Origin of the sequence: Commensalibacter intestini A911 (assembly GCF_000231445.1) — a bacterium.
GTDB lineage: Bacteria > Pseudomonadota > Alphaproteobacteria > Acetobacterales > Acetobacteraceae > Commensalibacter > Commensalibacter intestini.
Genome location: NZ_AGFR01000003.1, coordinates 360,866 through 382,799, shown reverse-complemented (window position 1 = coordinate 382,799; position 21,934 = coordinate 360,866). Strand labels below are relative to the sequence as shown.

Annotated in this window: 20 protein-coding genes; 8 read left to right on the top strand and 12 right to left on the bottom strand. The window is 38.1% G+C overall.

What is annotated here, in order from left to right; all coding sequences use genetic code 11:
- Window positions 1-4 precede the first annotated feature (4 nt).
- The 8 genes from CIN_RS02095 to CIN_RS02060 all read right to left on the bottom strand — a co-directional run bounded on the left by CIN_RS02095 (window position 5) and on the right by CIN_RS02060 (window position 8,462).
- Complete coding sequence (locus tag CIN_RS02095; protein ID WP_008853403.1) at window positions 5-1,063, bottom strand: CobW family GTP-binding protein; 1,059 nt, start codon at window positions 1,061-1,063, stop codon at window positions 5-7.
- Window positions 1,056-2,384 carry an O-antigen ligase family protein gene (locus tag CIN_RS02090; RefSeq protein WP_008853402.1) on the bottom strand — a complete coding sequence of 443 codons (1,329 nt, stop codon included), beginning with the start codon at window positions 2,382-2,384 and terminating at the stop codon, window positions 1,056-1,058. The genes CIN_RS02095 and CIN_RS02090 overlap by 8 nt, the downstream gene beginning before the upstream one ends.
- A 98-nt stretch (window positions 2,385-2,482) precedes the next feature.
- Window positions 2,483-3,592: a glycosyltransferase family 4 protein gene (locus CIN_RS02085; RefSeq protein ID WP_040363855.1), complete on the bottom strand. Its 1,110-nt coding sequence runs from the start codon at window positions 3,590-3,592 to the stop codon at window positions 2,483-2,485.
- 33 nt (window positions 3,593-3,625) lie between these two features.
- Window positions 3,626-4,645: a taurine ABC transporter substrate-binding protein gene (locus CIN_RS02080; RefSeq protein ID WP_170314020.1), complete on the bottom strand. Its 1,020-nt coding sequence runs from the start codon at window positions 4,643-4,645 to the stop codon at window positions 3,626-3,628.
- Window positions 4,646-4,776: 131 nt separating this feature from the next.
- Window positions 4,777-5,844, bottom strand: a complete 1,068-nt coding sequence (gene mnmA, locus CIN_RS02075; protein WP_008853399.1) for a tRNA 2-thiouridine(34) synthase MnmA — start codon at window positions 5,842-5,844, stop codon at window positions 4,777-4,779.
- A gap of 4 nt (window positions 5,845-5,848) precedes the next feature.
- Entirely contained in the window at window positions 5,849-6,163 is a 315-nt protein-coding gene (locus tag CIN_RS02070; protein ID WP_008853398.1) for a ferredoxin family 2Fe-2S iron-sulfur cluster binding protein, read from the bottom strand.
- Between the two features lie 25 nt (window positions 6,164-6,188).
- Window positions 6,189-7,343 (bottom strand): cysteine desulfurase family protein, encoded by a 1,155-nt coding sequence (locus CIN_RS02065; RefSeq protein WP_008853397.1) that lies wholly within the window; start codon window positions 7,341-7,343, stop codon window positions 6,189-6,191.
- A 21-nt stretch (window positions 7,344-7,364) separates the two neighbouring features.
- Complete coding sequence (locus CIN_RS02060) at window positions 7,365-8,462, bottom strand: cysteine desulfurase family protein (protein WP_008853396.1); 1,098 nt, start codon at window positions 8,460-8,462, stop codon at window positions 7,365-7,367.
- Window positions 8,463-8,725: 263 nt separating this feature from the next.
- Between CIN_RS02060 and CIN_RS02055 the strand changes: the two genes are divergently transcribed.
- The 5 genes from CIN_RS02055 to CIN_RS02035 all read left to right on the top strand — a co-directional run bounded on the left by CIN_RS02055 (window position 8,726) and on the right by CIN_RS02035 (window position 12,829).
- Window positions 8,726-9,379, top strand: coding sequence for an alpha/beta hydrolase (locus CIN_RS02055; RefSeq protein WP_040363694.1), 654 nt, complete (start codon window positions 8,726-8,728; stop codon window positions 9,377-9,379).
- A 129-nt stretch (window positions 9,380-9,508) separates the two neighbouring features.
- Window positions 9,509-11,029 (top strand): APC family permease, encoded by a 1,521-nt coding sequence (locus tag CIN_RS02050; protein ID WP_008853394.1) that lies wholly within the window; start codon window positions 9,509-9,511, stop codon window positions 11,027-11,029.
- Window positions 11,030-11,059: 30 nt separating this feature from the next.
- Window positions 11,060-11,878, top strand: a complete 819-nt coding sequence (locus CIN_RS02045; RefSeq protein WP_008853393.1) for a glycosyltransferase family 2 protein — start codon at window positions 11,060-11,062, stop codon at window positions 11,876-11,878.
- A gap of 40 nt (window positions 11,879-11,918) precedes the next feature.
- Window positions 11,919-12,410, top strand: coding sequence for a hypothetical protein (locus CIN_RS02040; RefSeq protein WP_008853392.1), 492 nt, complete (start codon window positions 11,919-11,921; stop codon window positions 12,408-12,410).
- A 50-nt stretch (window positions 12,411-12,460) separates the two neighbouring features.
- On the top strand, window positions 12,461-12,829 hold the full coding sequence (locus CIN_RS02035) for a DUF4186 domain-containing protein (protein ID WP_040363693.1): 369 nt from the start codon (window positions 12,461-12,463) through the stop codon (window positions 12,827-12,829).
- A 6-nt stretch (window positions 12,830-12,835) separates the two neighbouring features.
- Here the strand turns inward: CIN_RS02035 and CIN_RS02030 are convergent, their stop codons facing one another.
- The 4 genes from CIN_RS02030 to CIN_RS02015 form a co-directional block, all read right to left on the bottom strand.
- Entirely contained in the window at window positions 12,836-13,972 is a 1,137-nt protein-coding gene (locus tag CIN_RS02030) for a glycosyltransferase family 4 protein (RefSeq protein WP_008853390.1), read from the bottom strand.
- Between the two features lie 9 nt (window positions 13,973-13,981).
- Window positions 13,982-15,883: a heparinase II/III family protein gene (locus CIN_RS02025; protein ID WP_170314019.1), complete on the bottom strand. Its 1,902-nt coding sequence runs from the start codon at window positions 15,881-15,883 to the stop codon at window positions 13,982-13,984.
- 58 nt (window positions 15,884-15,941) lie between these two features.
- Window positions 15,942-16,613: a ribulose-phosphate 3-epimerase gene (gene rpe / locus CIN_RS02020; RefSeq protein WP_008853388.1), complete on the bottom strand. Its 672-nt coding sequence runs from the start codon at window positions 16,611-16,613 to the stop codon at window positions 15,942-15,944.
- Window positions 16,614-16,762: 149 nt separating this feature from the next.
- The gene (locus tag CIN_RS02015) at window positions 16,763-18,025 is read right to left on the bottom strand and encodes an RsmB/NOP family class I SAM-dependent RNA methyltransferase (RefSeq protein ID WP_008853387.1); all 1,263 of its coding nucleotides are present in this window, start codon (window positions 18,023-18,025) and stop codon (window positions 16,763-16,765) included.
- A gap of 162 nt (window positions 18,026-18,187) precedes the next feature.
- Between CIN_RS02015 and CIN_RS02010 the strand changes: the two genes are divergently transcribed.
- From CIN_RS02010 to CIN_RS02000, 3 genes are all read left to right on the top strand, one after another.
- Window positions 18,188-18,979, top strand: coding sequence for a glycosyltransferase family 2 protein (locus CIN_RS02010; protein WP_008853386.1), 792 nt, complete (start codon window positions 18,188-18,190; stop codon window positions 18,977-18,979).
- A 59-nt stretch (window positions 18,980-19,038) separates the two neighbouring features.
- Window positions 19,039-19,719, top strand: a complete 681-nt coding sequence (locus tag CIN_RS02005; protein ID WP_008853385.1) for a YggS family pyridoxal phosphate-dependent enzyme — start codon at window positions 19,039-19,041, stop codon at window positions 19,717-19,719.
- Window positions 19,720-19,923: 204 nt separating this feature from the next.
- On the top strand, window positions 19,924-21,930 hold the full coding sequence (locus CIN_RS02000; protein ID WP_040363852.1) for a potassium transporter Kup: 2,007 nt from the start codon (window positions 19,924-19,926) through the stop codon (window positions 21,928-21,930).
- The last annotated feature ends 4 nt before the right edge of the window (window positions 21,931-21,934 follow it).

The following is a 21,934-nucleotide window of genomic DNA, read 5'->3' as shown; positions in this document are numbered from 1 at the left end:
TCTCTTAACGCGCAATACAGCTTTTAAATCCGTCTCTTAGTTTTTTCTCATCTAAATGACGGCCAATAAAAACTAAACGAGAACATCTTTTCTCTTTTTCTTTCCAAGGGCGAATAAAATCACCATCAGCCATCATATGAACCGCTTGAAAAGCAAAACACTCTTTAGAATCAGAGAAATTTAAAATTCCCTTTGTACGTAATAACTCAATACCAAATTGCTGTAAAACAGAACCAATCCAAAGATCAAATTTCTTTGAATCTAAAGGCTTATCTTCCAGCAAGGAAATACTAGTAACCCCATCTCCATGATGATGATGTGCTTCATGGTCATGGTCATGGTCATGCTTATGCCTGTGATCGTGATCGTGATCGTGATCGTGATCGTGATCGTGATCGTGATCGTGATGATTGTCCAAGAAATCTGGAGCTAATTCCAATGCTTTCTTTAAATCAAACCCACCACGATCTAAAATTTTATCTAAAGCAATTTGTCCTTTTTGTGTGTGATACAAAGCAACATATGGATTAATCGCTTTCACACGCTGTTCAACCGTTTTTAATGTCGCTGCATCCACGAGATCGGTTTTATTTAATAAAATTACATCAGCAAACGCAATTTGATTCACTGCTTCTTTGCTTTCGTCCAAAGTTTGCATCACATGTTGAGCATCAACCACAGCAATCACAGCATCTAATCTGGTCTTTTGTTTTACATCTTCATCGACAAAAAATGTCTGCGCTACAGGTGCTGGATCAGCCAACCCCGTTGTTTCTACAATAATCCCATCAAACTTTGTCCGACGTTTCATCAACGTGCCTAGAATACGAACGAGGTCACCACGAATAGTGCAGCAAACACAGCCATTATTCATCTCAAAGATTTCTTCGTCGGCATCCACAACAAGATCATTATCAATGCCTAATTCACCATATTCATTCACAATCACAGCATATTTCTTCCCATGCTGTTGCGTTAAAATATGATTTAGCAAAGTTGTTTTCCCTGCGCCTAAATATCCTGTTAATACCGTAACGGGAACCGTATCTTTAACTTCAGACATGCTCTTTTTCACTTTCTTTTATTTTTGATTGATAGTCCCAACTATATGCTAATCCCATTCCAAGTAACAAGAAGAACCAGCCACCTAATGGCATATTGACAAAATTACTCGTCGAAGAAAATGGCCACTCATGAATAAAAACAGCTGCAAATAATCCAACACACCATGCTTTTTGAACAGCTTCACTTCTAGTCGTCGCAATAACATTTAAACCTTTAGATAATTGAACTAACACACTTACAACAACTGAAATAAATAATAATAATCCTGGAATACCCGCATCAATAAAAGCTTGTAAATAATGATTGTGAGGATGGGTTAAACAAATAATAGCCCCACCACCATTACCAGAATTTATATCCCAAAAAGGCCAGCCATGAAAATAAATTGAATTACTACAGGCATGTTTAAACGCATCATATCCCAACCCGGCCCATGGATTCATAATTCCCATAACTAAGGCTCTGACATATACCAAACCGTAAGGGCTTGATGAAAAGTTAGCCATTTGATTAACAAAATGTGTAACTAAATGATTAAAACTTTCAGGAGATACAAATGCTGTGATTAAAATAATAACTGGCGTAATTACCGCTGTAATCAAAGCCAAAATACGAAGGTGCTTTAACCAAACTGTTGCCACTCCTAGACCAAATACAAATAAAGCAAATGGCATTCTTTGCCCAGCCAAAATCATAATTGCCACAGTAAAAAGTAAACAAAGTAACGTATAAAACTGTCCTGTCCACCCTTTAAAGCGATATAATAAATAAGCACAAGCAGACAGTGTTACAGGGAGCAAAATTCGTGACAAAGGTGCCGCAGCCCTAGGATGCTCATAAGGACCAGTTAATGTTCCATCATAAAAACGTGGCATCCCCAAAAAATTATAGCCAATAATTAACTGACTAAGCATATTTAGCAAAATATATATGGCACAAACACTAATAACATAAGCCAACCATTTACGATATTTGTTCTCTTTTAATACCCACTGCTGCAAAGAAACAACAAAGAGTAAAAAGCGCATAGTACCGATCGCTTGTAATAAATTGCCATTAGGATCATACCCAAAAAATGATCCAAATGGGATTGTACAAATCACTAACCATCCCCACCAAGCAAAAGCAAGCATAACCCAAACTTGCTTGGTCCACTCCCACTCTTTTTTGATCAAACAATACAATAAAAAACAAACGGCTATATAAGCAATTAAACCATCTGCTATTCCTCTAAAATGTGTAAGAAAAATAGGAAGAATAATCGTTGCACCAATTGAAGTATATTCTAAAAAATTGGATAATTTTTTGTTTTTATACATATAAAAAATTGTACCACTTCAGAGAAAAATGACATGAATAACTTTAAATAAGACAATATCAGATCTTATGTCACTGGCAGCTTACCTTAAGAGGCACATTATGAATAGCCATTTATATTTAGAGCTGAGCAAATCTTCGTTCGATAAGCTACGAGTTTTAACAATGCTTCTTCTGCATTATATAAAGATGCTTGCCTTATTCCTTTTTCAGACAACTCTTTTTGTAATTGATGATTTTTTAATAATGAAGATAAAAGAATAAAAGCTTCCTCTGGTTTTTGGGGGTCTATCAATAATGCCCCCTCTCCAACCACCTGTGGCAATGCCCCAACAGCAGAAACTAATAAAGGTGTACCACAAGCCATAGCCTCTAAAGCCGTCATTCCAAAAGGTTCTTCCCAACGACTTGGCATAATAACAGCCGACGCTTTTGACATTTTCTGTAACACTTGGTCATAAGGCAAATAGCCTGTCATTTGAATCTGATCATGATTAATTTGATGACGTAGCTTTTGAATAAATGGGGTTTGAGGACTATTAGGGGCAAAACGATCAGCCCCAACCATTTCTATCTTCCAAGTTGGATCTTCTTTTAATAACTGCTGACAAATAGAAACAAAAATATCAGCTCCTTTATCCGCAACAACACGTCCAACAAATAAAATGGTCTTTTCTCGTTGATTGATCGGAACATATTCAGGAACCTCGGTCAAATCAATATGATTGGGTAGAACCTTAACATCTCCAACAACATCATCAGATAAAAAACGATCTTTTACCCACTGAGAAACTGCAACGACATGTAGTTTTTGTAAAAGCTTTTGTCGTTCTATTTTTGTTTTCAATCCTCTCATCGATAAAGGATTGTTATGCAATGTTAAACTGACTGGTATTTGTGGAAATTTTTGAGCAATATACAATGCTAGATCAGGACGATTATGAATCTCTATTAAACATGGATTGTGTTTTTTTACTAAACAAGCAACTCCATAACCATAAGATTTATTATTCATAAAAACAGAAGACCAAGTTTTAGAAACTTCTAAATAATGTGCTCCCGTAAAAGGCAAACTATTTAAAGCTCTACCTACAATCAAATCTGCAGACTGGGCTAAACGATGAACAAGCAAGCCTACTGCCCCCACACAGTTAGGGGAAAAACCTTCTTTAGGGGGCAAAACAGTCATTATTTTTGACGTGTTATTCATCGCCACACAATATATGCCTTTTTCAAAACAAACCTATTTAACTTGAGCCTGATCAACAAAATTAGGAAAAATATAAATCAAGTAATCTGATAAAATATTATTAATTAAATTTGAACTTCGCAAAAATAATGCTGTATTATTTAAATATTTAGGTAAATTACGAGTAAAAAGAATAGATTGCGCCTTTTGCTCTAAATATTTTTTACCTTTTAACAGGGTCAGTGTATCTGCAGGTGATATTTTCAACAATTGAGAAACAGCAATAACATCTTTTGAATTAACAGTTAAACTATCTTTAAGTTGGTTAAATCCTTTAGTCATTTGCAATGTAGCATTCACAAAAGGCTCCAATATAAAAGGTTTTTTCGCACTAGTCTGATCCATCACAACCCAGAAAGTATAAGTAGGGCTACCCCAATCTGCCAATTGTTGAGAGTCAACTAAAACATGACCTTTTTTCTTTAAATCTAATAAAGTAAGCCCGTCAACATAAGCACCATCAATCTCCCCCTTATTCCAAGCTGCCACAATTTTGTCAAAAGGCAAGTTCACTAGCTGCACTTGTTTATCATCAAGCTGCCAATGTTGTAGAGCTTTTAATAAACTATAATGAGAGGAGGTCAAAAAAGGAACTGCAATTTTTTTTCCAATTAAAGCTTGTGGATTAGCAATATTGCTCTGATCACGAGTAACCAATGCACTATCAGCACTATATTGAGAACTAACTGCTATAATACGCACTTGAAGGCCTGAGGTTACGGCTGAAATAAAAGGAATTAAACCAACAGGAGCAATATCCACCTTTTCAACAGCTAAATCATGAAGAATTTGGAAATCATCGTTATATTGTTTCCATTCAATACTTTCACCTAAAGCTTTGCGATAAATCCCATTAACCTGAGCAATTTTTGCTAAATCAACTTGGTTTGTCCAACCAATACGCACCGTAGCATGTGCTGCTTGTAGCCCTATTACGCAACAAAGGAAGATAAACACAGCTATGAAACAACGAAAAGATGACTTTACGGTTAACAATGGTGATCTCGAAAACAATTGAATAATCCAATAAATAAAGGTTTAATTATTTATAGTCACAGAACGCATTTCCAGGACATTTTCTGTAATACAACAGCGACTTAGAGAAGAAAAGAAAAATATTTCCTTCTTATCATTTCCCTAAGATTTTATGCCAATGTAATAAATCCACCACCCAACACACGCGATCCTTCATAAAAGACACATGCTTGGCCTGGTGCAGGATTAGCCACTTCATCTAATTCAACCTGAACGCGTTGATCTGGCAAGATACGAATGGTTGCAGAACGCTCATGCTCGCGCGCACGAATTTGAACATTACAACGCATTTCATGCTCTGGAATAGGCATTAACCAATTTAAATCACGCAAGTAAAACTGCTTACGCCCAGCATCTTGCTTTGGTCCAATAATAATACGTCTAGTCTGAGAATCAATGCGCAACACCATTTGCTTGTCCCCTTGACGCATGGCAAGGTTCCCAAGACGTTTAGTTTGTCCAACAGTATAATGGGCAATTCCCTCGTGTTGTCCCAACACAGCACCTGTTTCATCAACAATGTCACCGTGTTCTAGACCTTCAGGAGATAATTTCTCTACAATTTGAATGTAAGATTTATCTGTAACGAAACAAATATCTTGACTGTCTGATTTTTGAGCAACCGTTAGGCCAAAACGTTCAGCTTCTTGGCGCACCACATCTTTATTCGGCATGTCTCCCAAAGGGAACCGTAAAAATTCTAATTGCTCTGATGTCGTCGCAAATAAAAACCAAGATTGATCCCGGCTCATATCCACGGGGCGATGTAACTCTGCCCCGTTTGCGCCCTCTATCCGACGCACATAATGCCCGGTTGCCATGGCGTCTGCACCTAGTTCCCGAGCCATATTCAAAAGGTCAGTAAATTTAACCCCTTGATTACACTCAATACAAGGAACAGGCGTCTCCCCACGAGTATAAGATTGTGCAAAACGATCAATCACCGTTTGATGAAAGCGATCTTCTGCATCAATCACATAATGAGGAATTCCTAATTGATCAGACACTCTGCGGGCGTCACGAATATCTTGCCCTGCACAACAAGACCCTTTTTTTACCACACCTCGAGCATCATAAAGCTGTAATGTAGCCCCAAAGACATCATGTCCTTGTTCTTTTAAAAGGGCAGCCGTGACAGAACTGTCAACGCCACCAGACATAGCAACCATAATACGCATTAATTTAAGACATTCTTGGTAAACGAACGATAAGACCGTCTAATTCTTCGGTCATGATGATTTGACAGCCAAGGCGAGAGGTTTTTTCTAAACCAAAAGCCATATCTAACATGTCTTCTTCTTCTTCAGCTGCAGGTTTTAATTTATCCCATGATGATTCATCAACAACAACATGACAGGTTGCACAAGCCAAAGAACCTTCACAAGCGCCTTCTAAATCAATGTCATTCTTGTGTGCGATTTCCAAAACAGACAACCCTACAGGTGCGTCAACTTCACGTTTTGATCCATCACGTTCGATAAAAGTCATACGAGGCATTTTATACTTCCTTCAATAAAAATGATTATCTTCCTGCCATAATATCATGATAAGCACAAGACAAAGCATCAATAACTTCTCTCACTTGTGCTTGTGTCGTCATGCGACCAAAAGATAACCGAAAACTTTGTAATGCTTCCTCTTTCGAAAGTCCCATCGCCAATAAAACATAAGATGGCATTAAAGAAGATACCGTGCAAGCAGAACCTGTTGACAAGCATAAATGAGGAATTCTATTCAAAATATCAAGAGCTTGAACTCCTGGAAAGTGTAAATTTACACTTCCTGGCAAAGATTTTTTGATAGAACCATTAATTTTAATATTTACAATATTATGCTTCAACCCATCAATCAATAGCTTCTTATAATATATTAAGCATTGAGCTTCCTCTTTACCTTCTTGGCACATAATTTCGCATGCTTTTCCCATTCCAACAATCAACGGAACCGGCAATGTGCCCGAACGAATCCCTCTTTCTTGATATCCCCCATAAAATAAAGGAGATAACCTTACACGAGGTTTTCGGCGCACATATAATACCCCAACCCCTTTAGGAGCATAGATTTTATGTCCTGACAAAGAAGCTAAATCAATATTTTCCAATGATAGGTGATCTATTTTTCCAATAATTTGAGCCATATCACAATGAAATATCGCCCCATATTCATGAGCAATTTTAGCTAGTTCATTCACTGGTTGTATAATACTGGTTTCATTATTCGCAGCCATAATACTTACCAATAATGTTGGGGTTTGTAATGCCTCTTTTAACGCCTCATGATCAACTAATCCTTCACGATTAACAGGCAGTGTAACGACATCAATACCCCATTCTGCCAAAGCATTTACAACTTCTAAAACAGATTTATGTTCTGTACAAACTGTAATCACTTGCCTAGCGGTATGGTTTTGTTTCAATCGATATTTAACAGCCCCTTGAATAGCTATATTATTTGCTTCTGTAGCCCCAGAGGTAAAAATAATCTCTTGGGCCAAAACTCCTAACAAAGAGGCCACTTGCTCACGTGCTATTTCTACAGCCTGATTGGCCCTCTGTCCAAAAGAATGATCAGAATGCGCATTCGCGAAATAATCTGTGAAATAAGGAAGCATCGTTTCTACGACTCGTGGATCGCATGGTGTCGTTGCTTGATAATCTAAATAAATAAATTGATCCAACTCACTCCCCTTTTCTAAGCATTAAGATTGAATCACACGACAATAAGCCTCTATAAAACGATCAACCTCTTGTATCGTAATATTCCAAGGCAAAGAAACACGAATGCTATATCCAGCCAAATGCTCTAATCCCATGGCACTAAGCACAGGGGACTTGCCTACTTTTCCTGAAGAGCAAGCCGAACCTGTAGAAACACAAAAGCCTGCCATATCCAAGGCCATCAACTGTTTTTGTGCTGCAACACCTTCAAAAGCAATACAAGATGTATTATCCAACCGTTCAGCACTTTCCCCACAAATAATTGCACCTTTTTTCTTTGCTTCGGTTTCAATCGTATTACGCATTGCTAAAATAGGTATCCGATCTTGCCAATAAGAAACGCGAACTGCTTCAGCCATTCCAACGATAACAGGTAAAGCTTGTGTCCCACCTCTACGACCTTGCTCTTGCCCACCACCTACAAAAACGGGATCTAAAGGTTTTGCACCTCTGATATTACCAGCCGCTAGTAATAAAGCCCCAACACCTTTAGGGCCTCCCATTTTATGAGCAGAAATCGCTAAACTATCTGCACCTAGCTTTCCCAAATGAATAGGCATTCTTCCTGCAGCTTGAACTGCATCTACATGTAATAAAGCCCCATATTCATGGCATAACTTAGCTGCTTGCTCAATCGGATGCAGAACCCCAGTTTCACTATTGGCAAGCATTAAACAAACCAAAGGAGGCATTTCCTCTTGCTTTAGTTTTTGTTCAAGAATTTCTAAATCAATGATCCCTTCTTGAGTAACAGGCAAAACTGTTTTTGGAAGATCAATCTGACTAATCGCAGGATGCTCGGTCGCACCAACCCATAAAGATCGCCCTTGCTTTTGCCCATAAATCGCTAGAATATCGGCCTCTGTTCCTCCCGAAGTAAAAATGCAATTTTGAACATCCCCTCCGAAATGATCAGCAATGAGTTCACGTGCATCCTCGATCATATGATAGCATCGCCTTCCCATTGCATGCACAGATGAAGGATTACCCGTCACTTGTAAAGCTTTCATCATTTCTGATATCACAGAATCTCTAACTGGCTCGCTGGCATTAGCATCTAAATAAACAGGCTTATTCATTTCTAATCTTTATTATTTCAATGGGAATATACATTTTTTATTTTACCTATTTTATCAACAGAACCCTAATAAAAAGAAAATATTTTTATAATATGTTATATAATTGCAAAATAAGTTCATTTTTGTGTAATTTCATCATAGAGATCACATAAAATTCTGGAAAAATGCTTTTCCTTTGTATAAAATCGTTTTATAGAGAGAAGCTCTGTGATTTTTTTCAACAAGCGATTGAATCATTTTTCGTCAAACTAACGGATAATCATATGCCAGAGATAATGTTTGCAGGTCCTGCAGGTCGTCTTGAAGGGCGGTATCATCATTCTCATGAACCTAACGCCCCTCTTGCGTTAATTCTTCATCCCCATCCCTTACAAGGGGGAACAATGAATAATCGTATTACCTATACGATGTATCAAACGTTCCAAAATTTAGGCTTTTCCGTATTACGTTATAACTCTCGGGGCGTCGGACGCTCTCAAGGGGAATATGATGGTGGGATTGGCGAAATCTCTGATGCAGCCGCTGCCTTGGATTGGTTGCAAATGGCTAATACCAATTCAAATGAACTATGGATCAGCGGATATTCTTTTGGTGCTTTCGTTGGGATGCAGCTTTTAATGCGTCGCCCAGAAATTCAAGGATGGATTAGCGTTGCACCATTAGCTAATCATTATGACTTTAACTTCTTAGCTCCTTGCCCATGTGGCGGGTTAATGGTTGCTGGTGAAGCAGATACGATTGTGCCTGTTGGGGAAATTGATAAACTTGTTGAAAAGCTCAACGCACAAAAAGGTATCTCTGTTGATTACCGTGTTTTCCCTAAAGCTAACCATATTTTTGCCAATGAAGCTGACAAAATTGGTCAAGCCATTGAAGAGCATGTCAAAGAAATTATAGAACACCGCAAAATACGCTAAATAAACTATCAATACTACGTCTAATCGCAAAGAGATTATCCAATATCTTTGCGATTATATTCACTTAATATATATTGCGAATAAATCATTTTTTGATTTAATTTTCCCCGCTGATTTAATATTTTAAGCATGTCCCTTTTTTCAAAACGTAAATCTCTCGAACAAATTACAAAAGAGGCTAACTCACATGGCTTACGCCGTTGTTTGGGGCCTTGGCAGCTAACCACCATTGGCGTTGGCGCAACGATTGGGGCTGGAATTTTTGTGATGACTGGGACAGCGGCTGCGAACTATGCTGGCCCGTCCGTGGTTTTATCTTTTATCGTTGCTGCTATTGCTTGCCTATTTACGGCTTTTTCTTATGGCGAGCTTTCCTCCACTATTCCTGTTGCTGGTTCTGCTTACAGTTACGCATATACTTCACTAGGCGAAAAATTCGCATGGGCTGTTGGATGGTTACTTTTACTAGAATATGGCGTCACCGCGATTTCTGTTGCGTCTGGTTTTTCTAGCTATAGCGTCTCTTTATTACAAAACTTTCATATCAATATTCCTGATTTTTTACATCATTCGATGTTCCAGCCTGCTCCTGAAGGCTATAGTAAAGGAATTATTGTTACTGACTCTATTGATCTTATTGGGGCTATTTCTGTTTTAATTGGCTCTGTTGCTTTGTTCTTTGGAGTTTCTGAATCTACGACAATTAATGCCATCGTTATTACGTTAAAAGTTGGCATTCTTCTCTTATTTGTAGGCATAGGTTTTTTCTATATTAATCCCGTTAATCTAACGCCTTTTATTCCTGAATCGACAGGCCCTATGAATTTTGGGATCACGGGGATTTTCCGAGCCGCTTCAACTATTTTTTTCGCCTACATTGGTTTTGAAGCCGTTTCTACCGCAGCATCAGAAGCTAAAAACCCTCAAAAGGATATTCCTTTTGGAATTATTACATCCTTAATCATTTCAACTTTAATTTACGTTGGCGTTGCTTTTGTTTTAGTTGGAGTGGTTCCCTATAAACTATTAAATGTTTCTGATCCATTGGCCATTGCAACGACCTACATCAACGTGCCATTTTTAACATGGAGTCTGAAGATCAGTGCCGTTATTGGACTATGCTCTGTAATGCTGGTTTTATTATATGGTCAAACTCGCATTTTCTTCATCATGGCTAAAGATGGCTTATTACCACCAGCCTTTTGCAAATTACATCCAAAATATCAGACCCCTTGGCGTGGTACATTTATTTTAGGTGTATGTGTTTCCATTGCAACCGCATTCTTACCCATTGATATCGTTAGTGATTTGGTCAGCTTAGGCACCTCAACAGCCTTTGGGATTGTCTGCTTTACTGTTATCTGGCAAAGGAATGCACATCCAGACCTTCCTCGCCCTTTTAAAGTGCCGTTAGGCGGCTTTAAAATCAAAGGCATATGGATTGGAATTACACCATTACTGGGAATTATTTGCTGCCTAGCAATGATTATTCCTTTATTAATCGATATGGTTGCTTCTATCTTTCATAATAATCCTATCCCTATCATATTGTTATTAAGTTATGCTATTGTTGGGTTCTTAGGATATTACTGCTATGGTCGTAAACATTCTGTACTAGGACAACAAACCAATTTAATTGATAAACCCTAATCAATTATTTAACAATAAAGAGTGAATACAATGACACAAGATCCAATGCCTCGTATTGCTGCTTTTACTTTATGTTACAAAGAGCATGTGATGCTACCGATTTGGATCAATCATTACAGCAAACTCGTTGGACGTGAGAATTTATTTATCCTTGATCATACTAATGATCTTCCCGTTACTATTAATGATATTAAGAGCATAGCTATCCCCCGCCCTAACTATGACGAAGTTACTCGACTAAATGCGATCAAAGCGTGGCAACAAAAATTACTAGAATCTTACGATTGGGTTATTTTTTCAGATACAGATGAATTTATCATCTTTCGCCATCCCTCTCCTCAAATAATATTACAAGACTACTTAAAAAATCAAACAGCCCAAATTATCCGTTGCATCGGCATCGATGTGATTGATCCTGGCAATGTTCCTACTATTAATTGGACACAGCCAATTTTACCACAACGCTCCAAAGGGATACTCTCAAACTGGTCATGTAAAGCACTAATTAGCTCAGTGGCAAATAATTGGAATCCTGGCTTTCATACAACAAATTCATCCTCAACAATTGATAGTCATTTTTGGTTATTTCACCTAAAATATGCGGATGAAACGCATTTAATGCAAAGACTATCAATGACACGTCAATTCAACTGGAGCGCAGAAAGCACAAAAGCAGGTTTTGGTGGATCCCATCGAGTTCCCGACTTTGTAATGAAGAGGCACCTGAATAACCTACGTAATAATCGTGCAGATGGAACATTAGATGATTTCTTACAAACATTACCAAATATGGATAGTGTTAGCTCCCCTTTAATGGATATTCCTCAAGATTTCCTGCCACTATTATAGAAAATCTTTTAGCCTTGTATAATCGCTGAAATATAAAATAATGATAAAAAAAACTATTTTTCTCTCTGCTTTACTTGCGTTTCCTTTAACCGCTAGGGCTGTTCCTGCGCCTGTTGCAATTCCTAAAATTACAATAGATACCGCTATTAAACGTTTCGCACCTGCATTCTGCCAAAATGGCGTACAAGGATTAGCCACTGCTGTAGAAAAATGTTATCAAAATACCAGTGATAGCAGCGTTACGATGGATATGTGCATCTTAGGAGATATCACAACAGCAAAAATTTTAATCCAAGAAAAGAAAGCTGATCTTTCCATTTTAGATAAAAACCCATCGGAAGTAATCGCGGACAAAACAATCCCTGTCAACGGATTAACGGCTTATTTAAATTTTTCATCGATTATAAAACGCTTGCAACTATTATCAGATATGCCACGTTTTGATATTTACAAAAGTGATCAAATTTTACCTTATTTACAGCAAGGTGCTGAACCTGTTTATCAGGGGATTACACAACATTGTAAAAAGTAAATCAAAACAATATATCTCATTTAAGTTTCATTATAGCTTAAAGGTAATTTATGTCTTTTCCGTCTCCTGACACGATTTTAAACCGCCTTAGCCACTCTTCCTTTCGCTCACGCTTTACCTTAGGAGCAAAGGAACGTTCTTACTTTAATCAACAAGGTATAGAAAAGATTATGTCCCATGCTGGAGACTTTATTGCTCAACGTCTCGCGCCAGCAGAGCCAAAAAACGACGGAAAACAAACACCTTGGAAAGGACATCCAGTCTTTATTGCTCAACATGCCACTGCCACATGCTGCAGAGGCTGTTTAGAAAAATGGTATAAAATTGCTAAAAAAAAGCCTTTAACCAAAGATGAGCAAGCTTATATTTTATTAATCATCCATTCTTGGCTAGTCAAAGACTTACAAAAGCATCAATAAAATAAATTAATGCGTTAATAATGTTTTCATCGCTTTATTTAACTGAGCCTGCTCTGTAAAATTCTCTAACCCACGTTGACGACCAAGTTGCCCCATTTCTTTACGTTTTTCAGGATATCCAACCATCCAAGCCATTGCCTTCGTCAGTTCTCTGACTGAACCTGCAGAGACCAACAATCCTGTTTTTTGATGTTCAACTTGCTCTCTAGGACCTCTGATATTAGTACTAATCACAGGCATCCCTGATAACATGGCTTCTACAATCGACATCGGCAACCCTTCAAAATGACTGGGTAACACAAATATATCTGCTGCTTTCATTAATTGATCAACATCTTCTCGATATCCCCACATACGTAGTTGATCACCTAATTTTTCTTTAACCTGATCAAAAGCACGATCTAAAGCATGACCATGATCAGAAGACAACCTTTCCCCAACAATCCATAATTCAACATTTTTATCTTGTGCTGCAATAGCCATAAAAGCCGCAAGTAACTCTGGATATCCTTTATGCCGCACTAATCGAGATACGATTAAAAAGACTGTTTTATCGTCGTTAATACTAAGGTCTTTTCGTATTTGAGCTCTAACTTCTAAATCAGGAGCAAATTTTAATGGATCTCTGCCATTTCCAATATAAACAGGTTGAGAATGAATCTTTAATCGCTTTGCATCTTGAGCCTCTTCCCGAGAGACTGTCATATAAAGATTTGTAACCTTTCCTGCAATCCATTCTAAAATAAACGACAAACCTCGCCGAACCCAAGATTTAACCCCTTGCCCTGCTTGATTAAATAAATAACCATGACATGTATAAGCAATCACTGGTGTTCTACATACAAAAGCAGCAATCCTTGTTAAAAATCCACTAATTGGCATATGTGCGTGAACAATATCGGGTTTTTCTTGTTTAATAATTTTATAAATCGCCCACAAAGCCTTGATTTGCCCAACTGGCGCATAAGAACGCACAAAAGGCACTGTGCGTATTTCAAACCCCTCTAAACGCACTTTATTGAGCAACTCGCCTTCAGCACAAACCCCAATAACTTCATGCTTTTGCTCCTTCAAAGAACGCATTAAAGGAAGTAAAAACTGATATAAAGAGAAATCGACGTTTGTAACTTCAAGGATTTTCATAATAATGGCTTATAACTTACGATGTAACGCCCAACGAACGACTTGTGGTGAAACAGCATCTTTTAATTGAGATTCTTCTGCTTTTTCAGATAATATTTGTTTATCTTCTAACGATTCTACTTTTTCGGTTGCTTCCGACAAAGTTGCTTCAGGCATAATTTCAGAATATACAACAGGATCGCCTTCCTCCCCACTTCCTTGATCATTGTCTTTATGATGAAAAATAGCCACATAATCAAAACTTTCCTCTTCTTGTGGGGTTAAGACTGCATGGGCCTTAACTGTCTCTGTTTGTAACAGCTTTTCTTCTTTAATTGAAGAAGAAAGCTCTTCTTTTACTATTACCTCTGGCATCGTTGCGTATAAAACAATTTGCTTACTAACAACACGGCTACCTTTACCAAAATAGACACTTTCTTCAATTTTAGCCTGAGCCCCAGAAAAACGAAACCACCAGATTTGACGCCCCTCATGAGGATTATTTGCCATTAATGCATAAATACGTTCTGGTTTCCCTTTGGTAAATTCGATGAATTCTTCTTCAATAATAATAGAAGGATGTAAATGAAATCTCACCATAAAAGGAAATAATTGAGGCCCATCAATACGTTCTTCACCTTTTAAAATCTGACCACTTCCAGATAAATAAATATTCCGCTGATAAATAACGCCGTATCGTTTCAGCCACCCATTATGACCCATTTCTAATAAATGAGCACCATCTTCCATATGATGCCTAGAAACAGCTTCAAAATCCGAAGATACCTGCCCACGCACAAATTCAGCTGAATCTGTTCCATTCAAATCAAGAACAGAGTGTGCAGCAGTACATCCCAGAATAGAACGCCACTGTTTCGTTTCCCCTGCACCACAATTCACAAAAACTCTTTGTTTTCCAACAGAAAACTCCAAGGATAGACATCCCGCGTGCTTACTTCTACGACCAATATCCGCAGGGGTTCCACTATCAACCAATAAGGTCGCCCGGTTCGCATAACAACGAACATATCCCCCTTTGGTCATATTCGTCATTGCAACACGTTTTTGTGTCGCGTGAAATAAAACACGATCAATCATTTCTGGATCAGATTCATTTGAACCATTAAATAAGGCCAGCCCACCATCACCATGACGCAGCGCACGTAATGCTCTGCTGAGATTGTCCAACGCACTGATTAACTCATTCGGTGGAGGCTGCTGAATCAGTTGATACATCAACTTAATTTCAACTAAATCCTGTAAGACCATCAGTTGAATTTCAATATTACGCTCGACATGAACGCCATCTTCTAAAATCTGATTGGCTAGTTCTGCCTTCAAACAGCGCGTAACTTTAGGAATCAAATCGAACTGCTCTGGCAAACACAAAGAAATTGCCATTACCCCTTTAAGGGTTGCAAAAGCATAGTAAATTGATGCAGCAGGCGGTAACATAGCAGCAAGGTATCGCCCCTCTTTCATCAACCGATTCATAAATTGTTGCTTAAAATCCCCATCTGCCGAAGCTGCAAAAAAATCATAATTCCCCAACCAGTTTACTAATCGCTTGCCTAAAATATCAGCACGATAAGCAACTTTATGTTGTGCTGTGGGGGGACGACTGATCCAATCGACCATTAATGCGCGAGAACATAATCTGGCATTATCTGTTCCAAGCTCTCTCATGTCACGTAGCCAGGAAAAGTCGTAAATTTTGCATAATCCATCAACAGGAATATTCTCTTTTCCCCATGATCCAGGTTGTAAAGGAATAATATAATCTTTATAGATGAGCTCGCCTTTTACAAGGTGCATTCCATAAATAGAATTTCCTTTCCATAAATCACGCAAAAAATATGCTGGTTTTTCAGGAGGTTTAGCATAACCTAACGCAGGCAAACGCGCCAAAGAAAGCCGCATCTTTCTCAGCATGCTTTGTCGCACCATCCTAACCAGCTCCTTTCTTTAATTCACAGAAATACGATATGAATTACTTTTTATCTGTTCCACGCAACGCATTCATCGCCTGACGATAGTCTTTTTGACCGTAAACTGAAGTTCCAGCAACCAAAACATCTGCACCAGCTTTAATCACTAACGGTGCTGTTTCCTCAGTAATTCCCCCATCAACACTCACACGGATATCTCGTCCCGTTGCGTCTGCCATTTGACGAATTTTCTGAATTTTAGGAAGTTGGCTTGAAAGAAATTTTTGACCACCAAAGCCTGGGTTAACTGTCATAATCAGAATAGTGTCAACCATATCAAGCACTTCAGAAATTGCTTCTGCTGGAGTCGCTGGACATAACACAATCCCAGCTTGAATTCCAAAAGACTTGATTGTTTGCAATGTACGATGTGCATGAGGACCAGCTTCAATATGAAATAAAATCTGATCTGCACCAGCTTTAACAAAAGGTTCAATAAAAAGATCAACAGGTTCAATCATTAAATGAACATCGAAAAATAACTTGCTGTATGGACGCAATGCTTTGACAACTACTGGGCCAAACGTCATGTTAGGAACAAAATGACCATCCATAACATCTAAATGAACCCAATCTGCACCTTGTTCATCAATCGCCTTGACTTCCTCACCAAAACGAGCAGCATCTGCAGAAAGAATACTAGGGGCAATCAAAGGAACGGTTAATGCTGGCATATCTACTCCATTTTTTCAAAATCAAATGACTTCACATCTATATTTAATATAGATGGCATTAAATTATAGAAAAAGAAATATTATATTCATCTAAAAATAGTCTTTTTTCTCATTTTGTAAAAAAATAGAGTTTTTATACCATATTTTAACTATTTTTTAATAAATCTCGCCATAAAGAAACCATCCATTCCGCCCTTATCTGACCACATAAAAGGTAACGTTCTAATCCAACCTTCTTTTGTCACTGCTTCTGGTAAAAAAGGAATTTCGTCTACAGTAAAAAGTTTTAACTCAACACCTGGCAACGTTGCAATATATCGTGCTTGTTCTTCAGCTTCAGCAGCTTGTAAGGAACAAACACTATACATCAACCGTCCACCTGGTTTTAAATACGTTAATGCTGCTTGAATCAATTCACGTTGTACTTTAACTAAACCACTAATCTCTTTTGGTTTTTTAATATGCAGCACATCAGGATGACGCCTAAAAATTCCAGTTGCAGAACAAGGCGCATCAAGCAAAATTGCATCAAACTCATTTTTATACTGCAGCTGAGCAGCATCCGAAGTCACAATTTGTGCTTGCAATTGTAAACGTGTTAAATTTTCTTTTAGGCGTTTCGTCCGCTTTTGATCTTTCTCAACAGCAACAACCTGCCCGCCAGCCATAACTAATTGCGCTGTTTTTCCACCTGGAGCAGCACATAAGTCAGCAACTTTCTCTCCATTCTGAACCCGTAATAGCCAAGCAGGCAAAGATGCCGCTACATCTTGTACCCAAAATTGCCCTTCTTCAAACCCTGGCAACAGATTGACTTTTGTTCCGACAGGATAACGGTAACTCTCTGCACATAAGAACTCACCACCTTCTGGTGCTGTTACACCAGACTTTACCGACAAATCTAACGGCACCTCATAAGAAAGACATTGAGCTAGTTTTCTAGGGTTAAATCCCGCTTTTTCCCATTCTTGCCATAACCAAGTAGGTAAATTGGAACGTTCTTGATCTAAACCTTCTAAACATTCAGGCCCTTGATCTGCAATTTTTCTAAGCACTGCATTAACGAGCCCTGTAAAACCAGAAAAACCACTTTTACGAGTAAGGTTAACGGTTGTATTAATCGCAGCATGCCTTGGAACGTCCAAGAAAATAAGCTGTGCAGCCCCCAAAAGTAAAATACATAAAACACGTTGAGGCGGAGCCCTACGCAATAAAGGTTCTATAATCGCTTCTAGAACTCCTTTTTGTCGTAAACAACAAATAATTAACCGATAAGCCGCAGCCTTATCCCGACCGTCTGCCTGACGGGAAAGTAAAAGGTCTAAAACAGCATCTAAAGAGCGGTTCCGTTCTAAAACTTGACAAATTGCATCAAAAGCAATTTGACGTGTATCGTCTTTTTCTTTATTCATTATCTCTGACTTGATTTTACAATGTACTACTTAACGGGATTCTGTCTGGTTTTACTCTTTAAATACATATTTGCAATCCTACAACTCTTAAATATGCCATAATTTCCCTTATAATAGTATTTTTATTTTCCCATCTTACTACAAGAAACATTACTTTTTACAATGAAAAAATGGTCAATCCTTCTTCCATACTATAACGAAGAAAAATTCCTTCCTGGCACCTTGGAATCAATTTGCTCGCAACATTTTAAAGATTTTACGTTAATTTTAATTAATAACGCATCGACAGATCAATCAGAAGAAATCGCTAAAAAGACCTTAGCTGCTTATCCTGAAATAGACGTTATTTATTTAAATGAATCTAAACCTGGGAAAACCAACGCCTTAGAAACAGGATTAAAAACTGTTACCACCCCTTACGTCGCTACAATCGATGCAGATACCTATTATCCCCCTTATTATCTTTGGTTTTGTCATGACGTTTTTGAACACCAACCAGAAGTTGTTGGTGTCATGGCTTGTGATATTTACGCACCTTTTGAGGACTATAAAAGCCAAAAAAGATGCCATAAAATCCTAAGAAAATCAAAAATCTTTAGCAAACAATGCCATGCTGGTGGATATGCACAAACTTTCCGCACTGAAAGTCTCAGAGATGTCGGAGGGTTTGATCAATATATCTGGCCATATGTATTAATGGATCACGAAGTTGTCCATCGTTTATTAAAAGTAGGAAAAACTTATTATTCTTCTAAACATTGGTGTATGCCCTCTGAACGTCGTAAAGATCGTACCAAGGTCAAATGGAATAAATTAGAAAAATACCTTTATGAATATACACCATTTTTTCTAAAAGACTGGTTTTTTTATAGTTTTCTAAGAAAGCGTTTCGAAGCACGTAAAGCAACAATTACGCAGTTAAGGGAACATATATGGGAAAAAAATGATGGATAAAGCACACTATTCATCATAGTATAATAGGACGTTATTTCCATTTTATACTGAACAATTCAATGAACTGCTCTGATATACACCATAATTTACAAATCATTACACAACGTATAGAGCAAGCAGCTCTACGTTGTGGTCGTGATCAAAAAAATATTCAATTGGTTGCAGTCTCTAAATTCCATCCAATAACAGCCGTTCAAACCGCTTTAAATCAACAACAGTTTGTCTTTGGCGAAAATCGAATACAAGAAGCCAAAGAAAAATTTATCCCTCTGATTGAGCAAAATCCTAATATTCTGCTTCATATTATTGGCCCTATTCAAACAAACAAGATTATTGATGCAGTTAAAATTGCCAATGTGATAGAAACCGTTGATCGAGAAGCTCTTCTGTCTCCATTAGAAAAAGCAATCAACAAAACAGGACGTTCCCCTAAGTTATTCATTCAAATTAATATCGGGGAAGAACCTCAAAAAGCTGGTATTCTCCCAGCTGAGGCAAATAATTTTATTGAGTTATGCTTAAAGCGCTTTGGATCAAAAGTGCAAGGAGTCATGGCAATCCCTCCTGTTAATCAAAATCCCACCCCTTATTTTCAACGATTAGCCTCGTTTGCTCATGCCTATCAGTTACCAGAAATTTCTATGGGAATGTCCGCAGATTTTGAAGAGGCCATTGCCTGCGGTGCTACACTCGTTCGCGTAGGCTCTGCGATTTTTGGCAACCGCCCTGTAAAAATATAAAAAATTCAATACATAAAAAACTTTTCAAAAACTATAAAAAGCTATATGTCTCTTGTCTTGTATTTTAAATTACAGCTGTTTTTAGATAATCTGTTAAGATTATGAATGAACGCGGAGTTTCCCTACATGACTGACTCTTCCAACGAAGAAGATATTCATAACAAAGACGAATCGTCTTCTGACGCTTCTAACAATAAAGAACCCATTTCCTCTACTTCTTCTGAAGAAACACAAGACGAACCAACAGAAGATATAGAAAATGGAATTGCTGTTTTACCTTCTTTAGATGAAGAAAGCCAAGAAGTTACCGAATTCGGAACAGATCAACCAGAACATAAAATCAGACCCTTAAATGCGGCGATATTAATGACGGTTCTGGGGGTTGTGTATGGAGATATCGGGACAAGCCCAATTTACGCATTTCGCTCTACGATTATGGTGGTTTCTAACCATCATAACGATTTGCAACGTTGGGAAGTTTTTGGAATTGTCAGCTTAATCTTTTGGGCATTAATTCTGGTGGTAACGCTTAAATATGTAACGTTAGTCATGCGTGCTGACCATAATGGCGAAGGCGGAATTCTGGCGTTAATGTCTTTGGCACAACGCGTTACAAAAAAAACTAGCGGTAAAGTTTTATTAGGAATTGTCGGAATTGCTGGAACTTGCCTTTTCTTTGGCGATGGAATGATTACCCCTGCAGTTTCGGTGCTCTCGGCTATTGAAGGGCTCGAAGTTTCCATTCCAGGAATCCAAGAATTCATTGTCCCAATGGCTTTAATTATTCTTGTTGCTTTGTTTAGTATGCAAAGCAAAGGGACAGAAAAAATTGGTAAGGTCTTTGGTCCTGTCATGTTTTTATGGTTCAGCAGTATCGGTGTTTTAGGATTATTACAAGTTATCCAACATCCGTTTATTCTTGCCGCCCTATCCCCTCATTATGCTATTTCTTTTGTTATTCACCATGAATGGATGGCATTCTTAGCATTAGGCTCCGTCGTATTGGCTGTTACTGGTGCAGAAGCCCTTTATGCTGATATGGGACATTTCGGACGCAATCCTATTCGATATGCATGGATTTTCTTTGTTTTACCATCCCTAACCTTAAACTATATGGGACAAGGTGCACTGGTTCTTAGCCATCCAGAAACCGTTAATAATCCATTCTTTTATCTAGCTCCGCATTGGCTCAATATTCCGCTCGTTATTTTATCCACCTTTGCTACCGTGATTGCAAGTCAGGCTGGAATTTCTGGTGGGTTCTCTTTAGCAAGACAATTAACACAACTTGGCTATTTCCCAAGACTTCGCGTGCTACATACCAATGCTGAAGAAGAAGGGCAAATCTATATTCCTGACGTGAACCATGCGTTAATGCTAGGCGCATTATTATTAATCGTCAGCTTTAGATCCTCTGAAGCTTTAGCTGCCGCCTATGGTATTGCTGTGACTGGAACCTTTATTTGTACGACGATCTTATCTTGTGTTGTGTTTAGCAAATTATATAAATGGCCAGTCTATAAAGTTGCTTTTATTTTCGGTCTCTTCTTCTGTGTTGATATTCCCTTCTTTACCGCAAATGCGTTAAAAATTCCTCAAGGTGGATGGGTACCTTTATTACTAGGTATTGGCTTAACCATCATGATGACCTCTTGGAACAAAGGACGTAATATCATCATTACCAAACGTGCGAAAGGAGCATTGCCTATTGCTTCATTCTTGGCTCGTTTACCTCAATCTAAAATTACCAGAGTTTCTGGAACAGCCATTTTTATGACGCCAGATCCTTCTTCTATTCCAAATTCTTTAATTCATAATTTAAGACATAATAAAGTCTTGCACGATCACGTCTTGTTCGTCACGATTGAGAACCTAAAACAGCCAGAGGCAGAATACGGACATCGTATTGCAATGCGACAATTAGCCCCCAATATCTTTCAAGTGATTGTTCGATATGGATTTATGGAGATGCCTAATTTACCAAAGGTTTTAGAATTGCTAAAACAACAGCCTCAACTTGATTTCTTTGATCCTTTACAGGCATCTTACTTTACCACCAGAGAACAAATTGTTGCTGCTGCCATTCCTCAAATGAGCAAATGGCGAATGTCTCTATTTATGTTCATGAACAGAAATGCTAGCCCAGTTACCGATTTCTTGCGTATTCCTGCGGATCGTGTGGTTGAATTAGCCGTGCGAGTATCTATTTGATAAG

What these genes read in the sequence shown, in the direction of transcription:
- CIN_RS02070 (WP_008853398.1), bottom strand. Translation starts at nt 6,163, where the DNA reads ATGCCTCGTATGACTTTTATCGAACGTGATGGATCAAAACGTGAAGTT.
- mnmA (WP_008853399.1), bottom strand. Translation starts at nt 5,844, where the DNA reads ATGCGTATTATGGTTGCTATGTCTGGTGGCGTTGACAGTTCTGTCACG.
- CIN_RS02095 (WP_008853403.1), bottom strand. Translation starts at nt 1,063, where the DNA reads ATGTCTGAAGTTAAAGATACGGTTCCCGTTACGGTATTAACAGGATAT.
- CIN_RS02055 (WP_040363694.1), top strand. Translation starts at nt 8,726, where the DNA reads ATGCCAGAGATAATGTTTGCAGGTCCTGCAGGTCGTCTTGAAGGGCGG.
- CIN_RS02040 (WP_008853392.1), top strand. Translation starts at nt 11,919, where the DNA reads ATGATAAAAAAAACTATTTTTCTCTCTGCTTTACTTGCGTTTCCTTTA.
- CIN_RS02030 (WP_008853390.1), bottom strand. Translation starts at nt 13,972, where the DNA reads ATGAAAATCCTTGAAGTTACAAACGTCGATTTCTCTTTATATCAGTTT.
- CIN_RS02015 (WP_008853387.1), bottom strand. Translation starts at nt 18,025, where the DNA reads ATGAATAAAGAAAAAGACGATACACGTCAAATTGCTTTTGATGCAATT.
- CIN_RS02005 (WP_008853385.1), top strand. Translation starts at nt 19,039, where the DNA reads ATGAACTGCTCTGATATACACCATAATTTACAAATCATTACACAACGT.
- CIN_RS02025 (WP_170314019.1), bottom strand. Translation starts at nt 15,883, where the DNA reads ATGCTGAGAAAGATGCGGCTTTCTTTGGCGCGTTTGCCTGCGTTAGGT.
- CIN_RS02035 (WP_040363693.1), top strand. Translation starts at nt 12,461, where the DNA reads ATGTCTTTTCCGTCTCCTGACACGATTTTAAACCGCCTTAGCCACTCT.
- CIN_RS02050 (WP_008853394.1), top strand. Translation starts at nt 9,509, where the DNA reads ATGTCCCTTTTTTCAAAACGTAAATCTCTCGAACAAATTACAAAAGAG.
- CIN_RS02090 (WP_008853402.1), bottom strand. Translation starts at nt 2,384, where the DNA reads ATGTATAAAAACAAAAAATTATCCAATTTTTTAGAATATACTTCAATT.
- CIN_RS02045 (WP_008853393.1), top strand. Translation starts at nt 11,060, where the DNA reads ATGACACAAGATCCAATGCCTCGTATTGCTGCTTTTACTTTATGTTAC.
- CIN_RS02010 (WP_008853386.1), top strand. Translation starts at nt 18,188, where the DNA reads ATGAAAAAATGGTCAATCCTTCTTCCATACTATAACGAAGAAAAATTC.
- rpe (WP_008853388.1), bottom strand. Translation starts at nt 16,613, where the DNA reads ATGCCAGCATTAACCGTTCCTTTGATTGCCCCTAGTATTCTTTCTGCA.
- CIN_RS02085 (WP_040363855.1), bottom strand. Translation starts at nt 3,592, where the DNA reads ATGAATAACACGTCAAAAATAATGACTGTTTTGCCCCCTAAAGAAGGT.
- CIN_RS02060 (WP_008853396.1), bottom strand. Translation starts at nt 8,462, where the DNA reads ATGAATAAGCCTGTTTATTTAGATGCTAATGCCAGCGAGCCAGTTAGA.